The sequence below is a fragment of the Arthrobacter sp. ASL1 genome (genome assembly GCF_056680475.1).
Genome location: NZ_CM155284.1, coordinates 2,489,593 through 2,513,137, shown reverse-complemented (window position 1 = coordinate 2,513,137; position 23,545 = coordinate 2,489,593). Strand labels below are relative to the sequence as shown.

Below are 23,545 nucleotides of genomic sequence, written 5' to 3'. Positions count from 1 at the left end.
TTCAGTGGAAGAAAACATGAGCTTTGCGATGTGATGTGGACGACACTGGTAGGACGACGGCGGCACATCATGCCGCACCGCAGACCCACCAGGAGTACACATGTCTTCCCCTTCGGATACGGCAACGGGCTGCCCCTTCGGCCACGGGGCCGCAGCGGCACCGGCTGGCCACCACGGCTACGAGCCATTCGACATGAAGGACCCGTTCCCCTCCTACGCCGAACTCCGCGAGGAACAGCCGGTGATGTTCGACGAACGGATCAACTACTACGTCGTCACCCGTTACGACGACATCAAGGCCGTCTTCGACGACTGGGAGACCTTCTCCAGCGAGAACGCACAAGCGCCGGTCCGCGAACGTGGACCCGAGGCAAAACAGATCATGACCGATGGCGGTTTCACCGCATACTCCGGCTTGTCGGCACGAGTTCCCCCAGAGCACACCCGGATTCGTACCGTGGTCCAGAAGGCCTTCACCCCACGTCGGTTCAAGCAACTCGAACCCGCAATCCGGGAAAATGTCGTGACCCGGCTCGAATCGATGCTGGCACGTCCCGAGCGCCGAGGCGACATGGTCCACGACCTCGCCTATGACATCCCGACCATCACGATCCTCACACTGATCGGCGGGGATACCTCCCAGATCGACACCTACAAGCGATGGTCGGACTCGCGTGCCGCCATGACCTGGGGCGATCTCAGCGACGACGAGCAAGTCCCCCATGCCCACAATCTCGTGGAGTACTGGCAGGAGTGCCTGCATCTGGTCGCCTCTGCCCATGCCGAGGGCGGCAACAGCCTCACGGCAGACCTCGTCGCCGCCCAACAGGATGGGGCGGAGATCAGCGACCACGAGATCGCTTCCGTGCTCTACAGCATGCTCTTCGCCGGCCACGAAACCACCACCACGCTGATTTCCAACTGCGTGCGGGTGCTGATGGCCCATCCGGACCAGTGGCAGCAAGTGGTCGCCGATCCGAAGCTGATCCCCAAGGCGATCGACGAGATCCTGCGCTATTCCGGCTCCATCGTCGGATGGCGTCGCAAGGCCCTCGCCGACACCACCGTTGGCGGGATCGACATCCCCCAGGGCGCTGGCCTGCTTCTCCTGATGGGTTCGGCAAACCGTGACTCCTCGCGATTCGAAAAACCAGAGGAATTCGACATCACCCGCGACAATGCGCGCGAGCACCTTTCCTTCGGGTTTGGGATCCACTACTGCCTGGGCAACATGCTCGCCAAGCTGCAAGCGAAGATCTGCCTTGAGGAAATCGCCCGGCTGGCACCGAACCTACAACTCGACGCCCCCGAGGAGATCGGTTTCCGCAAGAACCTATCCTTCCGCGTCCCCGAATCCGTCCCCGTCACCTGGGAGGCCTGACACCATGACCACCACCCGCCATATCCAGTTCTTCGACGACGGCGCTGCTGCCTCGCTCGAACGCCTCGGCGGCAAGGGCGCCTCGCTGGTCACCATGACCGCCGCCGGCATGCCCGTTCCCCCGGGATTCGTCGTCACCACCGATCAGTTCAACTTGTTCATGGACTCCACCGGCATTGCCGGGAAGATCTCCGAACACCTCTCCGGCATCGACCCCGATGACGTCGCCGCCGTCGATGCCATCTCCGCCCGGATCCGCGAGGCCATCTGCTCCCGGCCCGTCCCGGAAGAGGCCCGCAATGCCACCCGCGGGGCGTACGACGACCTCATGGCCCGCTTCGAGGGCCCCGTTCCGGTGGCCGTGCGTTCATCGGCCACCGCGGAGGACCTTCCCGATGCCTCCTTTGCAGGACAACAGGACACCTACCTGTGGCTCGAGGGCTTCGACGCAGTCGGCGAGCACATCCGCCAGTGCTGGGCATCGCTCTACACCTCGCGAGCAATCCTGTACCGGTTGAAGAACAACATCCCCGACGAGGGGCTCTCCATCGCCGTCGTCATTCAAAAGATGGTCAACGCCCGGACTTCCGGGGTGGCCATGACCCTGGACCCGGCCACCGGCGACCGGTCAAAGATCACCATCGATGCCTCCTACGGCGTGGGCGAAATGGTGGTGTCGGGAACCGTGACCCCGGACAACCTGCAACTCGACAAGGTCACCCTCGCGATCGTCCAGGAACACATCGGTGCAAAGCACGCCGAGCTCATCCCCGACACGGGAGCCCACTCCCTGGTTGAACGCGAGGTCGACGCCGACCGACGGGCCCGCCGCTGCCTGACTGACGACGAAGTCTCCGCTGTCGCATCCATGGCCAAACGGGCAGAAAAACACTACGGCTGCCCGCAAGACATCGAATGGGCCCTGGACGCCAACCTGCCGCACGGTGAGAACCTCCTGCTCCTCCAATCCCGCCCGGAAACGGTCCACTCCTCCAAACCGCAGACCGCGCCAACCCCGGTACTCGGCGGCGGCTTCGCTGCAGCCCTCGGCCTCGGTCCCAACACGCTGAAACAGGGGGCCTGAACCCACTCGGCTCACGCCCCCAACCGCCTCCACGGAATCTCTCCCCTCCCCCCGGCTCACCGTCGAGCCACACCGAAAGGACACCCCATGTCCATGAAATCCTTCCCCAAACCCTCCGAACTCGCGGTTCCCCCCGGAGCCGAAGGCTGGGAAAAGATCTACCCCTACTACCTGGTTTTCCAGGACAAGCTCAAGGACGCCGAGGACGCCAAGTTCTGGTTCTGCGATTCGGCGCACTGGCCCACCGTCTTCAAACCCTTCGAGACCATCGGCGGGGAATTCGCGGTCAAGTGCCTGGGCCAGTACAACGCACGGCACCTGATGATCCCCAATGCCAACGGCATCGAGTTCCGGGTCCACCTGGGCTATCTCTACATGTCACCGATCCCGGTTCCCGAGGACCAAATCGCCGAACGGGTGCCGCACTTCGAGGAGCGCGTCGGACACTACTTCGCCAACTGGGCCGAAAAGCTCGACCAGTGGCACATCAAGGTACGCGGAACCATCGACGAAATGGAGACGCTGAGCTTCAAGAAGCTCCCCGACATGGTGCCGCTGGAAGACATCACCTCCGGCAAGGCCAAGGACGGTTCCGAGGTGCTCCTGGAAAACTACGACCGGCTGATCCAGCTGGCATACCAGAACTGGCAGTACCACTTCGAGTTCCTGAACCTGGGCTACATCGCATACCTGGACTTCTTCAACTTCTGCAAGGCGGTCTTCCCCAACATCCCCGACCAGTCCATCGCCACGATGGTCCAGGGCGTGGACATGGAGCTTTTCCGTCCCGACGATGAGCTCAAGGGGCTGGCCAAGCTCGCCGTCGAGCTCGGCATGCAGGGCGCCTTCTCCAACCCGGACGACCCCAACGCCACCCTGGCCTCGATCGCCGCCCAAGACGGTGGGGAACGCTGGCTGAAGCAGTACGAGGAAGCCAAGGACCCGTGGTTCAACTTCACCGTGGGAAACGGCTTCTACGGCCACGACAAGTACTGGTACGAGCACCAGGAGATCCCGCTGGGGTACATCGCGGACTACATCCGCCGGCTCGACGACGGCCAGGACATCATGCGCCCCAAGGAGGCGCTGATCGCCGAGAAGGAACGCATCGTCGGCGAATACCGCGATTTGCTCGACGGCGACAACCAGGCCGCCTTCGATGCCAAGCGCGAACTGGCGGCCACCGCGTACCCGTACGTGGAGAACCACAACTTCTACATCGAGCACTGGACCATGGGCGTGTTCTGGCGCAAGATCCGCGAGCTCTCCCGCATGCTGCACGACGAGGGATTCTGGACCGAACCCGACGACCTGCTTTACCTGGGCCGTAACGAGGTCCGCGATGTCCTGTTCGACCTGGTCACTGGTTGGGGCGTTGGCGCACAGGCACCGATCGGCCCGATCTACTGGCCCGAGATCATCGAGGAACGCCGGGCCATTGTCTCGGCCCTGAAGACCGCGCGGCCGGCTCCGGCACTGAACACCCCGCCGGAATCGATCACCGAGCCCTTCACCCGCATGCTGTGGGGCATCACCACCGAACAGGTCGAGCAGTGGCTCGGCGGCGGCGAGGCCGTCGAAGGAGGGGGCTTGCGCGGCATGGCCGCATCCCCCGGCACCGTGGAAGGACGCGCCCGCGTCATCCATGATTCCGACCAGCTCTCGGAGGTCCAGCCCGGCGAGATCCTGGTCGCCACCGTCACGGCACCGAGCTGGGGTCCGATCTTCGGCAAGATCGCCGCAGCGGTCACCGACATCGGAGGCATGATGAGCCACGCGGCCATCGTCTGCCGCGAGTACGCGCTGCCGGCGGTCACCGGGACCGGTTCCGGTTCGACCACCATCACCACCGGCCAGTGGCTGCGCGTGAACGGGACTGCAGGCACCGTGGAGATCCTGGACCACGAGCCAGTGAGCGGCCCCGGCGCGCACAGCCACAACCACGCCGGCGATGTCCCGGCAGCAGCCGGTGCAGGTACCAGCCATGTCTGATGCGCCCGCCCCGGGCGCACCGGAATCCCGGGATGCCCCCACCCGCACGGTGCTGATCACCGGCGGGGCGGGGGGCCTGGGCCGCGCCTTCGCCTTGGGTTTCGCCGCCCGCGGCTACCGGGTCGCGGTCGCCGACGTCAACGAAGCCGGCGTCCGTGAAACGGCGGAACTGGTCCGGGCATCCGGCATGGAGGCCGCTGCCTTGACCGCCGACGTCACCGACCCGGCCTCCACCGAAGAACTCGCCCGGCAGGCCGCCGAGCTCGGCCAGGGGAGCATCGACGTCGTCATCAACAACGCGGCGATCTACGCGACCGTCACCCGCAGCCCGTTCGAGGACATCGACCCGGCCGAGTGGGACCTGGTGATGAACGTGAACCTCAAGGGTCCCTGGCTCGTCACCCGCGCGGCCAGCCCGTACCTGCCCGACGGCGGGCGGGTCATCAACCTCTCCTCGGCCACCATCTTCTCGGGATCCGAACAGTGGATGCACTACGTCGCCTCCAAGGGCGGAGTGGTGGCGATGACCCGGGTCCTGGCCAAGGAGCTGGGCCGGCGCAACATCACGGTCAACGCGATCGCGCCGGGTTTCACCCTCACCGAGGCCAGCTACGGGCTCATGGACGACGCCGCCACCTACGGCGTGGACCGTGGGGCGCTCAAACGGGCCAGCCAGCCCGACGACATCGTCGGCGCCGCCCTGTTCCTCGCCGGATCCGAAAGCTCGTACGTCACGGGCCAGACACTGGTCGTCGACGGCGGCCGCCAGTTCATCTAGCCACCCAGACCTGCATCAACCACAGGAGGAATCATGCCTACGGTACATTTCACCGACGCCGACGGGGACGTCCGCGACATCACGGGCAACGTCGGGGACTCGGTCATGGAGACCGCGGTCCGCAACGGGCTCCCGGGCATCGTCGCCGAATGCGGCGGCTCCCTGTCCTGCGCCACCTGCCACGTCTTCGTCCGCGACGACGACCTCGCGCAACTGCCCGCCATGGAGGACATGGAGGACGAGATGCTCTACGGCACCGCAGTGGACCGCGAGGAGAACTCGCGCCTGTCCTGCCAGCTGAAGCTCTGCGACGGCCAGGACCTCCACGTCACCACCCCCGAAACGCAGGTGTAGCCATGTCCACCCCCGGCACCACGACGGCCGATCCAACCGGCCTGCTGGTCATCGGCGCCAGTCAAGCCGGCGTCCAGCTGGCCATCTCGCTGCGCGCCCTGGGCTTCGAGGAGCCCATCACCCTGCTCGGCGACGAAGACCACCGCCCCTACCAGCGGCCCGCCCTGTCCAAGGAGTTCCTGCAGGACAAGGTCGACAAGGAGAACCTGATCTTCCGGTCCAACGAATACTGGGCCGAACACGGCGTGGCCCTCGTCAAGGGCGAGCGGATCACCGCCGTGGACAAGAACGACGACGGCTCCGGGGTGGCGCACGCGGCCTCCGGAACCGAATTCCCCTTCCGCCGACTGGCCCTGGCAGTCGGCGCCCGTGCCCGGCGCATGGACGTCGAGGGCGGCAACCTCGCCGGTGTCGTCTACCTGCGCAACGCAGACGACGCCCTGCACCTGAAGGACATCGTCGGCCCCGCCAGCGATGTGGTGGTCGTCGGCGGCGGATTCATCGGCCTCGAGGCCGCGGCCAGCCTGCAGGGCATGGGCAAGAACGTCACCGTCCTCGAATATGGGCCGCGTCTGGTCGGACGGGCCGTGGGCGAGGAAACCGCCGAGTTCTTCCTGGACGCCCACCGGGCGCGCGGCCTGGACATCCACCTCAACGCGAGGATCTCCCGGATGGTCGACGGCGGCACCGGTGCCGTCTCCGGTGTCGAACTCGAGGACGGGACCGTCCTGGGCGCCCAGATCGTGCTGATCGGCATCGGGGTCATCCCCAACACCGAGCTGGCCGAGCAGATGGGCCTGGCCGTTGACAACGGGATCGTCGTCGACGCCAACGCGCTCGCCTCCGACGGAACCACGGTCGCCGTGGGCGACGTGGCCAACATGCCCAACCCGCTCCCCGGCGCCCCGGCCGGCGAACGCCTGCGGCTGGAAAGCGTGAACAACGCCATCGAGCACGCCAAGGTGGCCGCCTACTCCTTGATGGGCCACCGCGAGGACTACGCCGGGATCCCCTGGTTCTGGTCCAACCAAGCCGACCTGAAACTGCAGATCGCCGGATTGTCGATGGGCTTCGACCAGACAGTGGTCCGCCGCGTCGCAGAGCGCGGAAAGTTCACCGTCCTCTATTACCGCGACGGGCAGATCATCGCCGCCGACTGCGTCAACGCCCCACTGGACTTCATGGCGGTCAAGAACGCCCTGGGCAAGGGCCAGAACATCCCCTCCAACGCCGCTGCCGACCCCGCGGTCCAGCTCAAGACCCTCACCACCGATCCGGCTGACGCCACCCGCCTCGAAGGAGCATCATGACAGCGCAACCCACCGGCCCGGCTCCCGGCGGAACCACCGCCTGGGCCTCCCATGACCCGTCCGATCATGCTTCCGACCCCCGGGCCCTCGCCTTCGTCGATGCCCACCCCGTGCGGCCCATTCCGGCGGCGCGGCCGGTTGATGCCTCCCCTATCGCGGGCACCCCGGCGACCGGATATGCCGAGCTTTTTGCCGCCGTCGTTCCCGAGACCCGCACCCGGGGCAACGACATCCACCTGCCGATCTCGCTGGCGTTCGCCACCCGGCTCTGCGACGCCTACCCGGCGGCGGACCGCGAGCTGGTGTCGGTGGCCATCATCCTCCACGACACCGGATGGGCCCACGTCGACGAGTCCCGCATCCTGTCGGAGGGATTCAGCGGCGACTGGCGCAAGGCCGCCATCCGCTACGAACATGAGGCCGAAGGCTGCACCGTGGCCCGCCGGGTCCTCCCCGGGCTCGGATATGGACAGGACTTCATCGAACAGGTCTGCACCATCATCGACGGCCACGACACCCGGCCCGTCGCGTTCTCGCTGGAGGACGCACTGGTGCGCGACGCCGACCGGCTCTGGCGCTTCGACCACGCAGGCATCGCCTTGGCCTCCTCATGGTTTGGGATGGACCCGGCCGTGTACAGCGACCGGCTCCGTGCCGAGATCATCCCCGAGCTGATCACCGAGGCGGCGGTCCGGATGGGCACCTCCGACCTGGACCGCTCCGTGGCGTTGCTGCGGACCGAGGTCATCCGATGAGCGCCCCGGCACCCGCTACCCCCGACGCCCGCGCAATCCGTGCGGGACTGGACCTGCGGTACACCCATGTGGACGACGTCTTCATCGACGGACAGTGGACCACCGCGCGGGGGACGGCTCGAAACCCGGTGACCGATCCGGCCACCGGCGAAGTCTGGGGTTCGGTTCCCGATGGTAATGCCGACGACGTCGACGCGGCAGTTGGCGCGGCGCGGCGGTCATTCGAGACCGGACCGTGGCGACGTTTGACCGCTTCCGAACGGGCCGGCTACCTGGTGCGCATCGCCGAAGAAGTCGAAGCCCGTGCGGAAGACATCGCCCTGGCCAACACCCGCGAAAACGGTTCCCCGGTGGCCGAATCCCGGGGTGCGGCGGCCAATGCTGCTTCCATCCTGCGCTATTTCGCCACCTTGGCCCCGCGGCTGGACACCGAGGACGTGCGGCCGTTCCCGTCGGGCATCGGCGAATCGGTGGTCCGTCGTGACCCGATCGGCGTCTGTGCTCTGATCGCGCCGTGGAACTTTCCGATCAACCTGATGGCCATCAAGCTGGCCCCCGCCCTGCTGGCCGGATGTTCGGTGGTCATGAAGCCGGCCTCACCCACGCCGCTCTCGTTCCGGTTCATCGTGGACGCGGTCGCCGCTGCGGGGGTTCCCGCGGGCGTGGTGAACCTCGTGACCGGCTCCGGTCGGCTCGGCGATGCCCTGGTCCGGCATCCGGGAGTCGACAAGGTGGCTTTTACGGGGTCGACTCCTGTCGGGCGGAAGATCGCGGCCGCTGCCGGCGAATTACTGCGCCCGGTCACGCTGGAACTTGGCGGGAAATCCAGCGCCATCGTGCTGCCGGATGCGGACCTCGAATCGATGTCATCGGTTCTGGTCCGCTCCTGCATGCGCAACACCGGCCAGACCTGCTACATCTCCACCCGCATCCTCGCCCCGGCCTCCCGGTACGACGAGGTCGTGGACCGGGTGACCGCGACCATCGCCGCGGGCCGACAGGGCGATCCGCTGGACCCGGACACGGTTTTCGGTCCCTGCGCGACGTCCGCGCAGTACGACACGGTGATGGAGTACGTGGAGTCTGCCCACGCAGAGGGTGCCCGGGCGACCACCGGCGGCCGGCCGGCCCGCCTGGGCGGCGGTCTGGAGAACGGGTACTTCATCGAGCCGACGGTGTTCGCCGACGTGGACCCCTCCATGCGGATCGCCCGCGAGGAGATTTTCGGCCCCGTCCTCTCCATCCTGCGCTATGACGACGTCGACGACGCGGTGGCGCTGGCCAACAACACGCAGTTCGGGCTCGGCGGCCTCGTCTTCGGCGAGGACCAGGACGCCGCCCTGGCGGTGGCGGACCGGATCGATTCCGGTTCCGTGGGTCTGAACTTCTTCGCCTCCAACCATTCGGCGCCCTTCGGGGGGCGACACGATTCCGGGCTGGGAACCGAATACGGCGAAGAGGGGCTGGCGGCCTACCTGAGCTACAAGTCGATCCACCGGCGCTGAGGCAGCCTCGACCTGTCTTCAGGCCGGCCGGCACCGCACATAGGATGAGGGTCGACGCCGTCCATCGAGGGGATCCGCATGCCAGCCGCCGCCCGGAAGCCGTCCGCCGGGGACGGGCGTCTCTTGCTGGCCGTGTTGTTCGCGGTCTACCTCGTCCTGCTCGTCTGGGTGGTGCTGTGGAAGCTCGAGGTTCCGTTCCTCGGGACGGGCGACCTGCGCCGCCTCAAGCTCGCACCCTTCGCCGCCGGCGGTGGGGTCGGCGCCAACACCCCCGTCGAACTCGGCATCAACGTGCTGCTGTTCCTGCCCTTCGGCATCTACCTCGGACTCCTCGCGGCTCGGTGGCCGTGGTGGAAGGCCGCCGGCGTCGTCGCGGGAACGAGCCTGCTGTTCGAAGTCTCCCAATACGCCCTGGCCATCGGGGTCGCCGATGGCACCGACATCATCGTCAACACCGTCGGCGCCCTGACCGGAATCTGGATCCTGGCCTGCGTCCGGCGCGGACTGCGGGAGAGGACGACGGCGGTCATGGTGCGGGTCTGCGCGTGGGTGACGGTTCTCGCCGTGCTCGCTGTCGGCGCCCTCATCGTGTCTCCCCTGGACTATGGCCCGCAGAAGCACGCGGACGGCGGCTCGCAGCAGCTGCTGATGAAGGACGCCCGAAGCGGCGGATGAGCCCGGCAAACGGAAATTTTCTTCCGCCGCGCACCGTGCAGACATGGCTACCATTGCGTATGCGCATCTGGTCCCTGCACCCCCGATACCTCGACGCCAAGGGGCTCGTGGCCTGCTGGCGGGAGACTCTTCTGGCGCAAAAGGTCTTGGACGGAAAAACCACGGGCTACCGCAACCACCCCCAACTGGTGCGCTTTCGGGCCGGCGACGACCCGCTGGTTCTCATCGGCTCCTACCTGGAGGGGCTCGCCGTGGAGGCCGACGCCCGTGGCTATCGGTTCAACCGCGCGCTGATCCTGCGCGCGCCGACAGCAGGATTGCAGCCCCTGGACGTAACCACGGGCCAGCTGGACCATGAACGGGATCACCTGCTGGCCAAGCTGGCCGTCCGCGCGCCCGAACGCGTGGCAGCCCTTCCTGCCCCGCCGGAACCGCCGGACACCCATCCCTTGTTTTCGGTGGTGCCCGGTCCGGTGGAACCGTGGGAAGTCATCTCTGCGGAGGGGTAGCACCCCGGACAGAGCCAGCGGCCGGAACCCGTGGTTCCAGCCGCCGTCGTGCTGTGTCTTCAGTTTCCGTTAGCCTGCGGGGGTGAAGTCCCGGGATCCGGCGAAGTCCGGGCGCCGCTCGGGTGCGGAGAACGGCTCGACCAGGGTGTTCTCGACCGAGTTGAAGACGATGAACACGTTGGAGCGGGCGAACGGGGTCACGTTGCCGTTGGAGGCGTGCATGCAGTTCGAGTCGAACATGATGGCGCCTCCGGCCTGGCCCTCCAGCACGTCGATGCCGTGCTCGTCGGCGAAGCGGGTGAGCGTTTCCTTGTCGGGGACGCCGGCGCCCTGCATGACGAGCGACTTCTTGTAGTTGGCTTCGGGGGTGGCCCCGTCGCAGGAGACGTACTTGCGATGGGTTCCGGGCATGATCATCAGCGGGCCGTTGAACGAATGGTTGTCGGTCAACGAGATCGAGATGCTGACCGCACGCGGGGCAGGCATGCCATCCTCGGCGTGCCAGGTCTCGAAGTCCGAGTGCCAGGCGAACTCCTTGCCCTCGAACCCGGGCTTGAAGTTCACCCGTGACTGGTGGATGTAGACGTCTGAGCCGAGGATCTGCCGGGCGCGGCCGACGACGCGGGGGTCGTTGGCGAACTTCTGGAGCACGTCGCTGGTGCGGTGGACGTCGAAGACCGAGCGCACCTCCTACGAGGCGGCCTCGACGATGGTGCGCTCGTCGGCCCTCACGATGGGGTCGTCGCAGAGGCGGCGCAGTTCGCCGCGGAGTTCCTCCAGCTCCTCGTCGCTGACGAGCTTCTCGATGGAGAGGTAGCCATAGGCGTCGAACCCGGCGAGCGTGGCCGCGTCGAGGGGGCCGTCTTCCGGATCGCCCCAGACCACCGGGCCTTCCCGGTCGATCACCCGGACGTCGTCGTCCGTTCGCGTTGGATACTGGTCAATCTGGCGACGAAGGGTTTCCGTCATGTCCATGTCCTCCTCGATGGTATGCCGCCGGAACCACCATGTCCCGGCTGCGGTTGCCTCGGCCGGACGAGGCGTCCGGCCGGGGATATGCCGAAGCGCGGCCCGGACCGAGGTCCGTGCCGCGCTTCGCGCAAGCTGTTGCCGGGGCCTAGGCCTGGGCAGGCTCCTCGACGACCAGCGGGTACACGCCGTTCTCGTCGTGGACTTCGCGGCCGGTCACCGGCGGGTTGAAGACGCAGGCCATGCGCAGCTCGGTGGTGGCGCGCACAGTGTGCTTCTCATTGCCGTCCAGCAGGTACATGGTGCCATCGCTGATCTCGTGGACCTCGCCGGTCACCTCGTTGGTCAGCGTGCCCTCGCCCTGGACGCAGTACACGGCCTCGATGTGGTTCGCGTAGTGGAACGTCGAGGTGGTGCCGGCGTAGATCACGGTGTCGTGGAACGAGAAGCCGACGCCCTCGCGTGCCAGCACCATGCGGCGGCTGCGCCACGTCTCGGACTTGATGTCGCGCTCGGTCTCGTTCAGGTCGTTCAGGTTCACTACCTGCATGGGTCCTCCTGGGAATTCATGATGGTTGACGGTGCCGTGGTGGGCACCCTGGTCATTCACCCCGGGGCAATGGGTTGGCATTTCCCCGGGGTGGAATCTGGGGGCTGGCCTAGACGGCGGCCAGCACGGGTGCTCCGGTGACGGTGCGTACGGCATCGATGATGACCGTGAGGCCACGCTGGAGCACGTCATCGGTGATGGTCAGCGGCGGCATGACCTTCAGGACCTCGTCCTCCGAGCCGGAGGTCTCCACGAGGACGCCGTGGGCGAAGGCCTCGGCGGCCACCTTCGAGGCGGTGTCCTTATCGGGGAAGACGACACCGGCCAGCATGCCGCGACCGCGGATCTCGGCGCCGTCGACCAGGCCGGCGATGTCGGCCAGGCCCTGGTGCAGCGCGGCGATGGTGCCGGCCAGCTCGTTCTGGAAGTCATCGTTGGCCCAATACTTCTTCAGCGCCGCGGTCGCGGTGACGAAGGCCGGGTTGTGGCCGCGGAACGTGCCGTTGTGCTCCCCCGCACCCCACACATCCAGTTCACGGCGGAACAGGGTCAACGCCATGGGCAGGCCATAGCCGGAGATCGACTTGGATACGCACACGATGTCCGGCTCGATGCCCGCCTCCTCGAAGCTGAAGAACGTGCCCGTGCGGCCGCAGCCGGCCTGGACATCGTCGACGATCAGCAGGACGTCGTGGCGCTTGAGCAGCGCCGCGAGGTTGCGCAGCCATTCGGCCCGGGCGGCACGCAGGCCGCCTTCACCCTGCACGGTTTCCACGATGACGGCGGCGGGCTTGTCAATGCCCGAGCTCGTGTCCTCGAGGGAGCGCTCCAGGAAGGCCAGGTCGGAGCCGGCCCCTTCCAGGTAGTTGTCGTAGGGCATCTTGGACGTGTTGCCCAGCGGGACGCCCGCGCCTTGGCGCTTCATGGCGTTGCCGGTCACCGAGAGCGCGCCCAGGGTCATGCCGTGGAAGGCGTTGGTGAAGGAGATGATGTTCTGGCGTCCGGTGACCTTGCGGGCCAGCTTGAGCGCGGCCTCGACCGTGTTGGTCCCCGTGGGGCCGGGGAACATGACCTTGAAGTCCAGGTTCCGCGGCTTGAGGATCAGTTCCTGGAAGGTCTCCAGGAACTCCCGCTTGGCCGGGGTCATCATGTCAAGCGAGTGCACGACGGCGCCACTGGCCAGGTAGTCCATCAGCGGGGCGGTGAGGGCCGGGTTGTTGTGCCCGTAGTTCAGCGCACCGGCTCCGGCGAAGAAGTCGATGTACTCCGTGCCGTCCTCGGCGGTCTGGATGGCTCCGGAGGCGTGGGTGAAGACGGCGGGCCAGCTGCGGCTGTAGCCGCGGACCTCGGATTCGAGCGTTTCAAAGATGTCAGTCATGGTCATTCCCTTCGTAGGTGCGATGACAGGCGTGATGACGGCGTGGGCGCGCTGTGGCGCCCCGGCGTCTAAATTCGGTGGAGCTAGGACTCGGAGCGGCTGGCCGCGAGGTTCAGCGAGCGCAGGTCCGCGTCCAGACCCAGCGGGGCGATCCGGTACAGGTACTCGGTGTCATGGCCGTCCGGGTACATCGCGGGGGTGAACAGCGGCTCGCGGTCGCACTCGGCCCCGTGGCGCTCTGCAAAGCGCTGGAAGAGCCGGTTGGACGCGGCGTTGTCCGCGGTGATCGTCGTCTCCAGGCGATCGGCGTTGGTGCGGGCGGCGAGCTCGTCCAGCATGGCGGCGGCCAGACCGCGCTTCTGGAAATCGGCTCCCACGGCGACCTGCCAGATCATCAGCGTGGCGGGCTCGTCAGGGCGCATGTAGCCGGTGACGTAACCGGCGGCACGGCCGTCGATCTCGGCCATGATCGAGCTCTGCGCGAAGTCGCGGCCCCAGAGGAGGTAGGAGTAGGACGAATTGAGATCCAACACCTCGGAATCCTTCGCCATGGTCCACATGGCGGCTCCATCTTCGGTGATTGGGTGGCGAAATGTAGCCTCGGACTGTGTGTTTACGAGTTCATTTTCCATCCCCTCCAACGTAACAAGCTGAGATTTTCGATCAACCCGAGCTGCGGGGATTTGACACCGAATCCCCCCAAGAGGACACTTTCGCCGTCGTCGGCCCAATCGGAGGGATCCCAAAGATGCCAAGGGATGCCGCCGATCACCCCCGGGCGTGTCCCCCCGCCTACCATCGTTACCTTTTCGTTATATTACCCACGGCTTCTTCGGGGCCTTCCGAGCCCGCTGGGACGCCTGCCGGGAGCCCGGGGACCGCTGGGGCGACGCCGGCGGAGGCCACGACGGCGGTCGTGTTGCGGATGAAAACGACGAGCCAGGCAAACACGATTCCGGCCGCCGCGAGCTCGAGCGCGGTGAGGTTGTAGTACTGCACCGGCCGCCACAAGAGGGCGGCCGCGATGAGTGCCGCCACCGAAATATACGTGAGCAGGTAGAACGCCTTCGGGAAGCCCGGCAACCAGAACGGGACGCCGGCCAGCAGGACCACCAGGACGACGGCCAGCACCTGCACGAACGAGGTGTGCACCCTCACGAAGGTGTTCACCGGGAACAGGCCGATCCCGACCATGCACATCCCGCCGATCACCAGGCAGGAACGGATGACCGCCGGTCGCGGCCGGAGGAACCTGCCGCCCAGGGCCCGGTGCCAGCGGCGGGAGGCACCGGCGTCGTGCCGGCGCGCGGCGACGATCTCCGCCCAGTGCTTCAGGTCGCGGGTGATGAACGCCGAGAGGGTGGTCATGATGATCCCCGACGTGGTGATCGTGGTGTTGAACGTCCAGAACGAGGTCAGCCCGGCCTGGCCGGTGCCCAATTCGCTGAACATGGAGTGCCACCACAGCGGGTTCTCGGCGTAGAGCATGCTCACGAGCATCCCGGAGGCCATGAAGACGGCCAGCATGACGGACAGGGCGACCGCCGTGATCCGCGCCCCGGACGTGTACCCGAAATAGCCGGCCACGCCGGCGGAGACCGCCAGCATCACGGTCCCCGCCACCGGATCGACGGTCAGCCCGGAAAAAGCCTGTTGGAAGAGCCGGAACAGCACGAGCGCGGACATGGTGGCGATGGAGGCGTGGACGACGAGCAGGGCGGCGACGTCGACAATCTGGCGCACCACCGGTCGGGCCCCGAGCCAGAGGTGGACCGTGCGGATGTTCTGGACGTAGCCGGCCACGAAGGCGGCCCCGGCCATGGCCCCGGCGACGACGGAGGCGTAGATGGCCACCGACCCGTCCCCGGCCAGCGGCGGCCGGTAGCCCCGGAAGGCGATGAGCCCGACGACCACGGCGACGGCGGCCGCGGCGACACCGGCCCAGATGGATCGGGACTCGATGTCCAGCTGCCGCCGGGCAACGGGTGGCGTTCCCTGGTCGTGCATCGCTCGATGGCCTCCTGTCGGCATCTGGACGCGGGTGGCGGGCATCTTGATTCTGTCATGGTTGCCGCCGCCGGGGCCGGAGTGCCTAGAAGGGGTACGGAGCGATCTCCGGCCGCATCGTCAGCCACTGGACCTCGGTGAACGCCTCCATGTTCGCCGCCGCACCGCCGATCCTTCCGCCGTTTCCGGAGTCCTTCACCCCGCCGAACGGAGAGTTCGGCTCGTCCGAGACGGTCTGCTCGTTGATGTGGATCTTGCCCGAGTCGAGCCGGTCGGCCAGCTTCATCGCGTCGCCGACGTCGCCGAGGATCGATATCGACAGCCCGTAGCTGCTGTTGTTGGCCATCCGGACTGCCTCGTCGAGGGTGGAGAAGCTGCGGACCGGGGCGACGGGGCCGAAGATCTCCTCGCGCCAGGCATCCTGCTCGTCGTCCAGGTCGGCCAGGACGGTGGGGTGGTAGAACAGGCCGTCGCGGACCGATCCGCCCGCTGCCAGCCGGGCACCTGAGGAGACCGCGGATTTCACGAGCCCGTCGATCCGCGCCAGCTGGCCGGCGTCGATGACCGGCCCGAGGGCCACGGTCCCGGACTTCGGATCGCCCATCGGCAGGTTCCGGGCCTTCTCCGCCAGGGCGGCCACGTAGTCCTCGTAGAGGTCCTGGTGCACCAGGTGGCGGCCGGTGGCCATGCAGATCTGGCCCTGGTGCATGAAGGATCCGAACGCGGCCGCAGAGGCCGCCTTGGCCAGGTCCGCCCCGGGCAGCACGATCATCGCGGAGTTCCCGCCCAGTTCCAGGTGGGCCCGCTTGAGCAGCCGGGCGGCGGACTCCCCGATCTTGCGGCCGGCCGCCGTGGAGCCGGTGAACGCGATGACCCGCACTTCGGGGGCCTCGACCAGGGCGGCGCCGACGTCGGCACCGCCGGGCAGCAGCGAGAGCAGTCCCGGGGGTAGGCCGGCCTCCTCGAAGACCCGCATGATCGACACCCCGGCACAGACGGTGGTGCGCGGATCGGGCTTGAGCAGCACGGCGTTGCCCAGCGCCAGGGCCGGGGCCACGGCACGGATACCCAGGATCAGCGGGAAGTTGAACGGGGAGATGACCGAGACGACGCCGGCCGGGCGGCGGCGGGCGAACGACCAGCGGTCCTCGTTGGTCGTCAACACGTCACCGGCAGGCAGCCCGGGCAGGGCCGAGGCCTCGTAGCATTCGTTGGCCGCGGTGTGGGTCTCCAGACCGGCCTTGGCGGGGATGCCCCCGGATTCCCGCACGATCCAGCCATCGAGTTCCGCCGCGTGTTCCTCCCACAACGCCCCGGCCCGACGCAGGACAGCGGCACGCTCCTCCGGTTTCCGGGCGGCCCAGTCCCTTTGCGCGACGGCCGCCAGCCGGGACGCCTCATGGACGTCCTCGCGCGAGGCCACCCCGTAGGTGGCCAACGTGTCGCCCGTGGCCGGTTCGAGTGCGGCCGACTCGCCGCCCCGCCCGGCCTTCCAGCCGTCGGAGTAGATCTTCGCGTCCCAGAGTGAATCGCCAAGGAAGGTCATGGTGACAGCCTTTCGGTCGGTGGGGCGGGAATCCGAAGTGGGGTCCCTTGGCCCCATTGTGCCCACGTTTGCGCCCGCATGGGCAGGGGTGGGGAACGGGCCGCAGCCCGGGCGCCCCCACGCCCGGGCTGCGGCCCGTTCCCGGTTGCCGGCCTAGCGCGCCAACTGGTGCAGATGTGCGTGGCGCAGCACCGCCGGATAGTAGCCGTGCAGGTACCCGGCGGTCGTCGGGTGCAGGTTCAGCGGGTCGTCGGGGTCCAGCGGGTTGAGGCGGATCCAGGGTGCCGGGGAACCGATGCCGTGCCCGATGAACGCGCTGGTTACCTGGACGAAGCTCGCATGGTTGCCCCGGGTCCCGGCGCGGACGGCGCGGTTGAGCTGGTCGGCGAGCCGGTTCAGCTGCCGGGCGTTGGCGGCGGTGATCACGGCGTTGTCGCCGAATTGCGGGGAGAACAGCCGCGGGTAGCCCAGCACGAGGATGCGGCCGCGGGTGGCCCGGTCGATCTGCCGCAGCGTGGAGCGCACGGAGGTGGTGATGCCCGGCATGGCCTGCCGCGCGGCCGTCACCGCCTGGGTGCAGGCCGGGGCGGTGCCCTGCGTGCTGCAGGCTCCCACGATCCCGCCGAGGTCCAGGTCGTTTCCGCCCAGGGTCAGGGTCACGAGCTCGGCGGCGGCCAGTTGGGGTGCCAGTTGCGCCGCTGCGAGGGCCACGTCTGCGGGGGTGGCCCCGGCGCAGGCGGCGTTGGCGATCAGGCGCACACCGGGCTGGGCATCCAGCTGGGTCACGTGGGTGGGCCCATCGCCTTGCAGGCAGTTCGGGAAGGGCCCTGCGGTGATGTTTCCGGAGCCGAAGCCTGCCGAATACGAGTCGCCGAGGTTGACGTAGTCGATCCGCTGCGCGTGGTGGCGGTGGTGGTGGTGTTTTCCGGCGGCTCCATGCGAGCCGGTCGCGTGGGTGGCGGACACCGCAACGGTGGGTGCGGCGGGTGCCGCCGCGGCGGCGGGGCCGACGCCGGTGGCCACGAGGGCCAGTGCTGCGGCGGTCGTGTAGAGCAGGGTGCTGAGTCGATGTGGCTGGGTGCGGTGCATGATGGGCGTCCTTCACATGTCCCCTCCGCGGAAGCCGTGCGGAGGGGGTGGTCCCGACGGGTCGGGCGGCGTCGTGCGGGACGCCGGGACGTCCCGCGTGGTTCCGCCCCCTGGGGGAACCACCGGCCGTCGACCCGGATGCCTCGGGGTCGGCGCAGCAGGCCACGCGCCACCGGATGCGGGGCGCGCGCGTGCTGTCATCGTAGGACGGCGCCCCGGCGGAGGGAAGTCTTGCCCGGCCCCGCGCTGCAGCCGGTTCAGCCGCCCATGATCTCGCTGCGGATCAAAAAGCGCTTGCCCTCCGGAGCCTCGACCGAGAAACCCGAACCACGCCCGTCCACCACATCGACGGTCAGGCGGGTGTGCTTCCAGTATTCGAACTGTTCCCGCGACATCCAGAAGTCGATTTCGCCCAGCGGCGCACCGGCGTCGTCCGCCAGGTCGAAGACGCCCAGGCGGATGTCGGCTTCGGCGGTGATGAAGTCGCCGTCGGGGAAGCACATGGGCGAGGAGCCGTCGCAGCAACCCCCGGACTGGTGGAACATCAGGGGTCCGTGGCGGGCCCAAAGCATGCGCAGCAGCGACTGGGCGTCTGCGCTCAGTCGCACGCGGGTGAAGCGCTCGCCGTCAATGGTGGGGCGGGCATCGAGCACCGTGTCCATGGCGTTCTCCCTTCCTGATGGGGCAGATGCCCCGGCCCGGCGGCGTCACTTGACGCCCCCGGGCCGGGGCCCCGCTGCCGTTGGATGCCGGCTACGGGGCGCCGATGTAGTCAATGACGACGCGGCCGTCGATCTTGGCGTGCCGCATCTCGTCGAAGACGGCGTTCACGTCCTCCAGGGGCCGGGTGTGGAACGTGGGCTTGATCTTGCCTGCGGCATAGAACTCCAGGGCCTCGATCATGTCCTGGCGGGTGCCGACGATCGAGCCCCTGATGGTCAGTCCCTTGAGCACGATGTCGAAGATCGGGGCAGGGAATTCACCCGGCGGCAGACCATTGAAGACGATGGTCCCACCGCGGCGGGTCATGCCGATGGCCTGGCCGAAGGCCGCCGGGTGCACTGCGGTGACCAGAACGCCGTGGGCGCCGCCCGTGGCCTTCTGGATCGCCTCCGCCGGGTCGTCGGCGAAGGCGTTGACCGTGACCTCGGCGCCGTGGCTGCGGGCCAGGGCCAGCTTCTCCTCGGCAACGTCGACCGCTGCGACCCGCATGCCCATCGCGACGGCATACTGCACCGCGATGTGGCCGAGTCCGCCGATGCCGGAGATGACGACCCATTGACCGGGCTTGACCTCGGTGCGCTTGAGTCCCTTGTAGACGGTGACTCCGGCGCAGAGCACCGGGGCGATCTCGTACGGGTCGGCGCCTTCGGGGATGTGCGCGGCGAACTTGGCCTCCACCAGCATGTACTCGCCGAAGGATCCGTTCGTGGAGTAGCCGCCGTTGGTCTGGGATTCACAGAGGGTTTCCCAACCGGTGCCGCAGAACTCGCAGCTTCCGCAGGCGCTGCCGAGCCAGGCGTTGCCGACCAGGTCGCCGATCTTGACCTCCGTCACGCCGTCCCCGATCTTTTCGACGTAGCCAACGCCCTCATGCCCGGGAACGATGGGGAGGTTGGGCTTGACCGGCCAGTCCCCGCCGGCGGCGTGCAGGTCGGTATGGCAGACGCCGGAGGCGACCAGCTTCACCAGTGCCTGTCCGGGACCGGGCTCGGGGATCTCGAGGGTGTCGATGTCCAGCTCCTGGCCGAACTCGCGGACGATGGCTGCTTTCATGGTGCTCATGGGTATTTCCTGTCGTTGTGGGCCGCAGGCGTGCGCAGGCAACGCTGTCGGCGCACGCCGACGGCCGTCGAATGGGGAAATGCGCGGTTTAGAAGAACCCCTGCTTGTTGGGGTTGTAGGAGACCAGCAGGTTCTTGGTCTGCTGGTAGTGGTCCAGCATCATCAGGTGGTTTTCCCGCCCGATGCCCGAGGACTTGTACCCGCCGAACGCGGCGTGGGCCGGGTAGGCATGGTAGTTGTTCACCCAGACACGGCCCGCCTGGATCTCGCGTCCGGCCCGGTAGGCAGTGGATCCGTCGCGGGACCACACGCCGGCTCCGAGACCGTAGAGGGTGTCGTTGGCCATCTTCATCGCGTCGTCGTAGCCGCCGAACTTGGCCACCGAGACGACCGGCCCGAAGATCTCCTCCTGGAAGATGCGCATCGAGTTGTCTCCCTCGAAAATCGTCGGCTGGACGTAATAGCCGCCCGCCAGGTCGCCCCCGAGGTCGGCGCGGCCGCCGCCGGTGCGGACCTTGGCACCCTCCTGCTTGCCGATGTCGATGTAGGAGAGGATCTTCTCCAGCTGGTCGTTGGAGGCCTGGGCGCCCATCATCGTGTCGGTGTCCAGCGGGTGGCCCTGCTTGATCGCCTGGGTGCGGGCGGTGACGTCGGTCAGGAAGCGATCGTAGATCGACTCCTGCACCAGCGCCCGGGACGGGCTGGTGCAGACCTCGCCCTGGTTCAGCGCGAACATGGTGAAGCCCTCCTGCGCCTTGTCGTAGAAGGCGTCGTTCTGCGCGGCGACGTCCTCGAAGAAGATGTTCGGGCTCTTGCCGCCCAGCTCCAGGGTGACGGGGATGAGGTTCTGCGAGGCGTACTGGGAGATCAGCCGGCCCGTGGTGGTCTCGCCGGTGAAGGCGATCTTGCGGATGCGCTTGTTCGAGGCCAGCGGCTTGCCCGCCTCCAGCCCGAACCCGTTGACCACGTTCAGCACACCGGGCGGGAGCAGGTCTCCGATCAGTTCCATGAGCACCAGGATGGACACGGGCGTCTGCTCGGCCGGTTTGAGGACGACGGCGTTGCCCGCCGCGAGTGCCGGGGCGAGCTTCCAAGTGGCCATCAGGATCGGGAAGTTCCACGGGATGATCTGCCCGACCACGCCGAGCGGTTCGTGGAAGTGGTAGGCGGTGGTGTTCTCGTCCAGCTGGGAGAGGCTTCCCTCCTGGGCGCGGATGGCCCCGGCGTAGTAGCGGTAGTGGTCCACGGCCAGCGGCATGTCGGCGTTGAGCGTCTCACGGACGGCCTTGCCGTTGTCCCAGGTCTCGGCGACGGCGAGCATCTCGAGGTTCTCCTCGATGCGGTCGGCGATCTTGTTCAGCACCTGGGCTCGTTCGGCCGGTGACGTTCGGCCCCATGCCGGGGCGGCACCCTCGGCGGCGTCGATGGCCGCCTCGATGTCCTCCGCGGTGCCGCGTCCGACCTCGCAGAAGACCTGGCCGGTCACGGGGGTGATGTTCTCGAAATACTCGCCCTTCACGGGCGCCTTCCATTCACCGCCGATGAAGTGGTCGTAGCGGGGCTTGAAGGTGACGAGCGAACCCTCGGTGCCGGGATTGGCGTAGACGGTCATGGCAACTCCTTTGTTGGCTTCCTGCTGCGGCTCCCGGGCCGGCGGACCGGGCCCTGGCGAACATTTCCGCGTGATGTGGATCACGCTACTCCAGGGCAGGTTGCACCAACGTTGCACGGCCATCGGCCGGGACGCTCACCCGAATTCGCGCTCCAGTCGCTGGAGACGGGAGACCACCACGGAACGTCCCGGCGAGCGGGCAGGGAGCACTTGAAGCGCGGTGCGCAACCCGTCCACGTCCTCCGACGCCTCGGGGAGATCCAGGTAATCCAGCAGCACTTCGGGGTCGGCATCGTTGAGCATGGCCTCACGCAAAGTCCCGGAGACCTCCAGGCGGATATCCTGGATCCCCGGTGCCTCTGACTTGGGCAGGACGGGGCCGGCGTAGGCGTCCAGGGCCTGGCGGAGCCGGCCGGCGCCGAGGTGTCGCAGAACGTCGCGAGCATCCAGGGCGACGGTGGGGCCGACCCGATAGGGCCGCGATTCCAATCCGATGGCCACCGCGTCGGGACCCAGCGCCTTGCGCAGACGGACCATCTCGGCGCGCACGCTCACCTGCTGTCCGGCATCGCCAAAAAGCAGTTCGGCCAGCTCGCTGGCATCCAACCCACCCCGGCGCCAGGCCAGCAAGGCCAGCATCTCGGCGTGCCTGCCCCCCACCTCACGGTGGTTCGACCCGCATACCAAGGCACCGCCGTCGTACCCGAGCACGGTGAGTCGGGGTGCCGCCGGGATGCCGGCCCGTGGCGGCCGGCTTCGGACGGTCTGGTCCAGGGCATCGATCCGCAACTGGGCTTCGGCGGCGGCAACGGCGGCGTGCAGGAGGGCCAGGGAGTGGCTGGCGACGGCCTCGTCATTGCCGGTCAAGTCGACCACGCCGAGCAGCCGGCCGGTCACGGGGTCGTGGATGGGCACCGCGGTACAACTCCAGCGATGCGCCTCGGGACTGAAGTGCTCGGCCCCGCTGACCTGGACGCCCGCACCGGTGGCCAGAGCCGTGCCGGGAGCCGAGGTACCCACGGCGCGCTCCGACCAGTCCGCCCCGGGGGCGAAGGCCATGCGTTCGGCGGCGCTCCGGGCTGCGGGGTCGCCTTCGACCCACAGCAGGCGGCCGGCATCATCCCCGACGGCGACCAGCAGACCGGTGTCACGTGCCGGCTGGACCAGCAGTCGATCGAAGACCGGCATCACCGATGCCAGTGGGTGGGTGCGGCGGAACTCGGCCAATTGGGGATCGCTCAGTCCACTGAGTGCCCTGGCGCCGGACGGATCGCGCAGGAATGCCAACGAGCGGATCCATGAGTCGTGGACGACGGGCCGCAACCGCGGGACGTCGGGACCGTCGAGGTAGGCTGGCGCCATGGCGCCCGAGGCAAGGTGGGCGTGGGCACGCTCGGCGAATCTCTGCAGCGCCGGCGATGCCGGCGAGGTCGCGACCATGACGTCCCACCTCCCCTGCGTCTGGCATGCGTCACCGGCGCGACGATACGTACCGTCGCCACGGGTGGACCGGACCTGGAATATGGCCCTGGCCACAGTGTAGGGCCACAACGGCTGACCACGGTAGCTCCGGGCGGGTCGCCGGCGAAACCTTGCGTACCCCCATCGGTGGTGGAAAGCTGGTCGCCACCAGTGCCGACCGCCACCCCGCGGCACGCCACAGACGGGGGTCCCGCCATGGGCCGCAACACGTTCATCAGCCTGCCGACCAACGACCTCGCCGCAGCGGACAAGTTCCATGCGGCCCTCGGATTCGAGAAGAACCCCGACTTCTCCAACGAACAGGCCACCGCCTGGTTCATCACCCCGGAGGTCTGGCTGATGTCGATCACGGCCGGATACTACGAGACGTTCCTGCGCGGCGGCGACAAGACATCGTTCGGGCAGGGCACCAAGGAGTCCCTACTGGGCTTCAGCTGCGATTCGCGGGAGGAGGTCGACCGCCTGACCCACGCGGCGGTCGAGCACGGCGGCGCGGTCTACCGGGCGCCGGCCGAGGAGATGCCCGGCATGTACGGCTCGGCAGTCACCGACCCGGATGGCCATGCGTGGGAGCTCATGTGGATGGAGCAGTCGGCGTAGCCCGTCGTTCAGGCGGTGCAGGCCTCGTTGGAGCAGCCGGCGTCACGAGGCACCCAATGCGCCGCGTCGGTCCCCTTTTCCTCCCAGACGATGTGTCGGTGCTGGCCGCACGAGTTGCACGCGGGGGCCACGTAGCTGGCCTTTTCCTCGTCGGTGTATGCACGGTAATCGCCCATTGCTGCCT

General features: G+C 67.8%; 24 protein-coding genes. 11 read left to right on the top strand and 13 right to left on the bottom strand.

All coding sequences use genetic code 11. From position 1 onward, the window contains the following. Positions 1-100 precede the first annotated feature (100 nt). From AC1MEQ_RS11900 to AC1MEQ_RS11855, 10 genes are all read left to right on the top strand, one after another. On the top strand, positions 101-1,381 hold the full coding sequence (locus tag AC1MEQ_RS11900; protein WP_479791010.1) for a cytochrome P450: 1,281 nt from the start codon (positions 101-103) through the stop codon (positions 1,379-1,381). 4 nt (positions 1,382-1,385) lie between these two features. Next, positions 1,386-2,465: a PEP/pyruvate-binding domain-containing protein gene (locus AC1MEQ_RS11895; protein WP_479791009.1), complete on the top strand. Its 1,080-nt coding sequence runs from the start codon at positions 1,386-1,388 to the stop codon at positions 2,463-2,465. Positions 2,466-2,552: 87 nt separating this feature from the next. Next, positions 2,553-4,457, top strand: a complete 1,905-nt coding sequence (locus AC1MEQ_RS11890; RefSeq protein ID WP_479791008.1) for a PEP-utilizing enzyme — start codon at positions 2,553-2,555, stop codon at positions 4,455-4,457. Continuing rightward, positions 4,450-5,235 carry an SDR family NAD(P)-dependent oxidoreductase gene (locus AC1MEQ_RS11885; RefSeq protein ID WP_479791007.1) on the top strand — a complete coding sequence of 262 codons (786 nt, stop codon included), beginning with the start codon at positions 4,450-4,452 and terminating at the stop codon, positions 5,233-5,235. Before AC1MEQ_RS11890 ends, AC1MEQ_RS11885 begins: the two co-directional genes overlap by 8 nt. A 33-nt stretch (positions 5,236-5,268) precedes the next feature. Continuing rightward, entirely contained in the window at positions 5,269-5,589 is a 321-nt protein-coding gene (locus tag AC1MEQ_RS11880) for a 2Fe-2S iron-sulfur cluster-binding protein (RefSeq protein WP_479791006.1), read from the top strand. 2 nt (positions 5,590-5,591) lie between these two features. Continuing rightward, complete coding sequence (locus AC1MEQ_RS11875; protein ID WP_479791005.1) at positions 5,592-6,899, top strand: NAD(P)/FAD-dependent oxidoreductase; 1,308 nt, start codon at positions 5,592-5,594, stop codon at positions 6,897-6,899. Beyond that, complete coding sequence (locus AC1MEQ_RS11870; RefSeq protein ID WP_479791004.1) at positions 6,896-7,654, top strand: HD domain-containing protein; 759 nt, start codon at positions 6,896-6,898, stop codon at positions 7,652-7,654. The genes AC1MEQ_RS11875 and AC1MEQ_RS11870 overlap by 4 nt, the downstream gene beginning before the upstream one ends. Next, on the top strand, positions 7,651-9,159 hold the full coding sequence (locus AC1MEQ_RS11865) for an aldehyde dehydrogenase family protein (RefSeq protein ID WP_479791003.1): 1,509 nt from the start codon (positions 7,651-7,653) through the stop codon (positions 9,157-9,159). Before AC1MEQ_RS11870 ends, AC1MEQ_RS11865 begins: the two co-directional genes overlap by 4 nt. A gap of 78 nt (positions 9,160-9,237) precedes the next feature. Then, a complete protein-coding gene (locus AC1MEQ_RS11860) occupies positions 9,238-9,834 on the top strand; it encodes a VanZ family protein (protein WP_479791002.1) in 597 nt (198 codons plus the stop codon). 59 nt (positions 9,835-9,893) lie between these two features. Beyond that, on the top strand, positions 9,894-10,343 hold the full coding sequence (locus AC1MEQ_RS11855; protein ID WP_479791001.1) for a pyrimidine dimer DNA glycosylase/endonuclease V: 450 nt from the start codon (positions 9,894-9,896) through the stop codon (positions 10,341-10,343). Between the two features lie 69 nt (positions 10,344-10,412). On the opposite strand, the gene AC1MEQ_RS11850 is transcribed toward AC1MEQ_RS11855, so the two are convergent. From AC1MEQ_RS11850 to AC1MEQ_RS11795, 12 genes are all read right to left on the bottom strand, one after another. Beyond that, complete coding sequence (locus tag AC1MEQ_RS11850; RefSeq protein WP_479791000.1) at positions 10,413-11,030, bottom strand: phytanoyl-CoA dioxygenase family protein; 618 nt, start codon at positions 11,028-11,030, stop codon at positions 10,413-10,415. 3 nt (positions 11,031-11,033) lie between these two features. Then, positions 11,034-11,312: a hypothetical protein gene (locus AC1MEQ_RS11845; RefSeq protein ID WP_479790998.1), complete on the bottom strand. Its 279-nt coding sequence runs from the start codon at positions 11,310-11,312 to the stop codon at positions 11,034-11,036. A gap of 148 nt (positions 11,313-11,460) precedes the next feature. Continuing rightward, on the bottom strand, positions 11,461-11,862 hold the full coding sequence (locus tag AC1MEQ_RS11840; protein WP_479790996.1) for an ectoine synthase: 402 nt from the start codon (positions 11,860-11,862) through the stop codon (positions 11,461-11,463). A gap of 109 nt (positions 11,863-11,971) precedes the next feature. Next, positions 11,972-13,240: a diaminobutyrate--2-oxoglutarate transaminase gene (ectB, locus tag AC1MEQ_RS11835; protein WP_479790994.1), complete on the bottom strand. Its 1,269-nt coding sequence runs from the start codon at positions 13,238-13,240 to the stop codon at positions 11,972-11,974. A gap of 83 nt (positions 13,241-13,323) precedes the next feature. Then, entirely contained in the window at positions 13,324-13,800 is a 477-nt protein-coding gene (gene ectA / locus AC1MEQ_RS11830) for a diaminobutyrate acetyltransferase (RefSeq protein WP_479790992.1), read from the bottom strand. Positions 13,801-14,041: 241 nt separating this feature from the next. Continuing rightward, positions 14,042-15,247, bottom strand: a complete 1,206-nt coding sequence (locus AC1MEQ_RS11825; RefSeq protein ID WP_479790990.1) for a hypothetical protein — start codon at positions 15,245-15,247, stop codon at positions 14,042-14,044. An 85-nt stretch (positions 15,248-15,332) separates the two neighbouring features. After that, positions 15,333-16,793, bottom strand: a complete 1,461-nt coding sequence (locus AC1MEQ_RS11820) for an aldehyde dehydrogenase family protein (RefSeq protein WP_479790988.1) — start codon at positions 16,791-16,793, stop codon at positions 15,333-15,335. Between the two features lie 153 nt (positions 16,794-16,946). Further along, complete coding sequence (locus AC1MEQ_RS11815) at positions 16,947-17,882, bottom strand: SGNH/GDSL hydrolase family protein (RefSeq protein WP_479790986.1); 936 nt, start codon at positions 17,880-17,882, stop codon at positions 16,947-16,949. Positions 17,883-18,139: 257 nt separating this feature from the next. Continuing rightward, positions 18,140-18,544, bottom strand: a complete 405-nt coding sequence (locus AC1MEQ_RS11810) for a DUF779 domain-containing protein (RefSeq protein ID WP_479790984.1) — start codon at positions 18,542-18,544, stop codon at positions 18,140-18,142. Between the two features lie 91 nt (positions 18,545-18,635). Further along, a complete protein-coding gene (gene adhP, locus AC1MEQ_RS11805) occupies positions 18,636-19,667 on the bottom strand; it encodes an alcohol dehydrogenase AdhP (protein WP_479790982.1) in 1,032 nt (343 codons plus the stop codon). Positions 19,668-19,755: 88 nt separating this feature from the next. Continuing rightward, positions 19,756-21,279 (bottom strand): acetaldehyde dehydrogenase ExaC, encoded by a 1,524-nt coding sequence (gene exaC, locus AC1MEQ_RS11800; protein WP_479790980.1) that lies wholly within the window; start codon positions 21,277-21,279, stop codon positions 19,756-19,758. A 135-nt stretch (positions 21,280-21,414) separates the two neighbouring features. Next, positions 21,415-22,719, bottom strand: coding sequence for a GAF domain-containing protein (locus AC1MEQ_RS11795; RefSeq protein WP_479790978.1), 1,305 nt, complete (start codon positions 22,717-22,719; stop codon positions 21,415-21,417). A 237-nt stretch (positions 22,720-22,956) separates the two neighbouring features. Between AC1MEQ_RS11795 and AC1MEQ_RS11790 the strand changes: the two genes are divergently transcribed. Next, positions 22,957-23,361, top strand: a complete 405-nt coding sequence (locus tag AC1MEQ_RS11790) for a VOC family protein (protein ID WP_479790976.1) — start codon at positions 22,957-22,959, stop codon at positions 23,359-23,361. Between the two features lie 8 nt (positions 23,362-23,369). Here the strand turns inward: AC1MEQ_RS11790 and AC1MEQ_RS11785 are convergent, their stop codons facing one another. Continuing rightward, positions 23,370-23,537, bottom strand: coding sequence for a hypothetical protein (locus AC1MEQ_RS11785; protein WP_479790974.1), 168 nt, complete (start codon positions 23,535-23,537; stop codon positions 23,370-23,372). Positions 23,538-23,545: the final 8 nt, after the last annotated feature.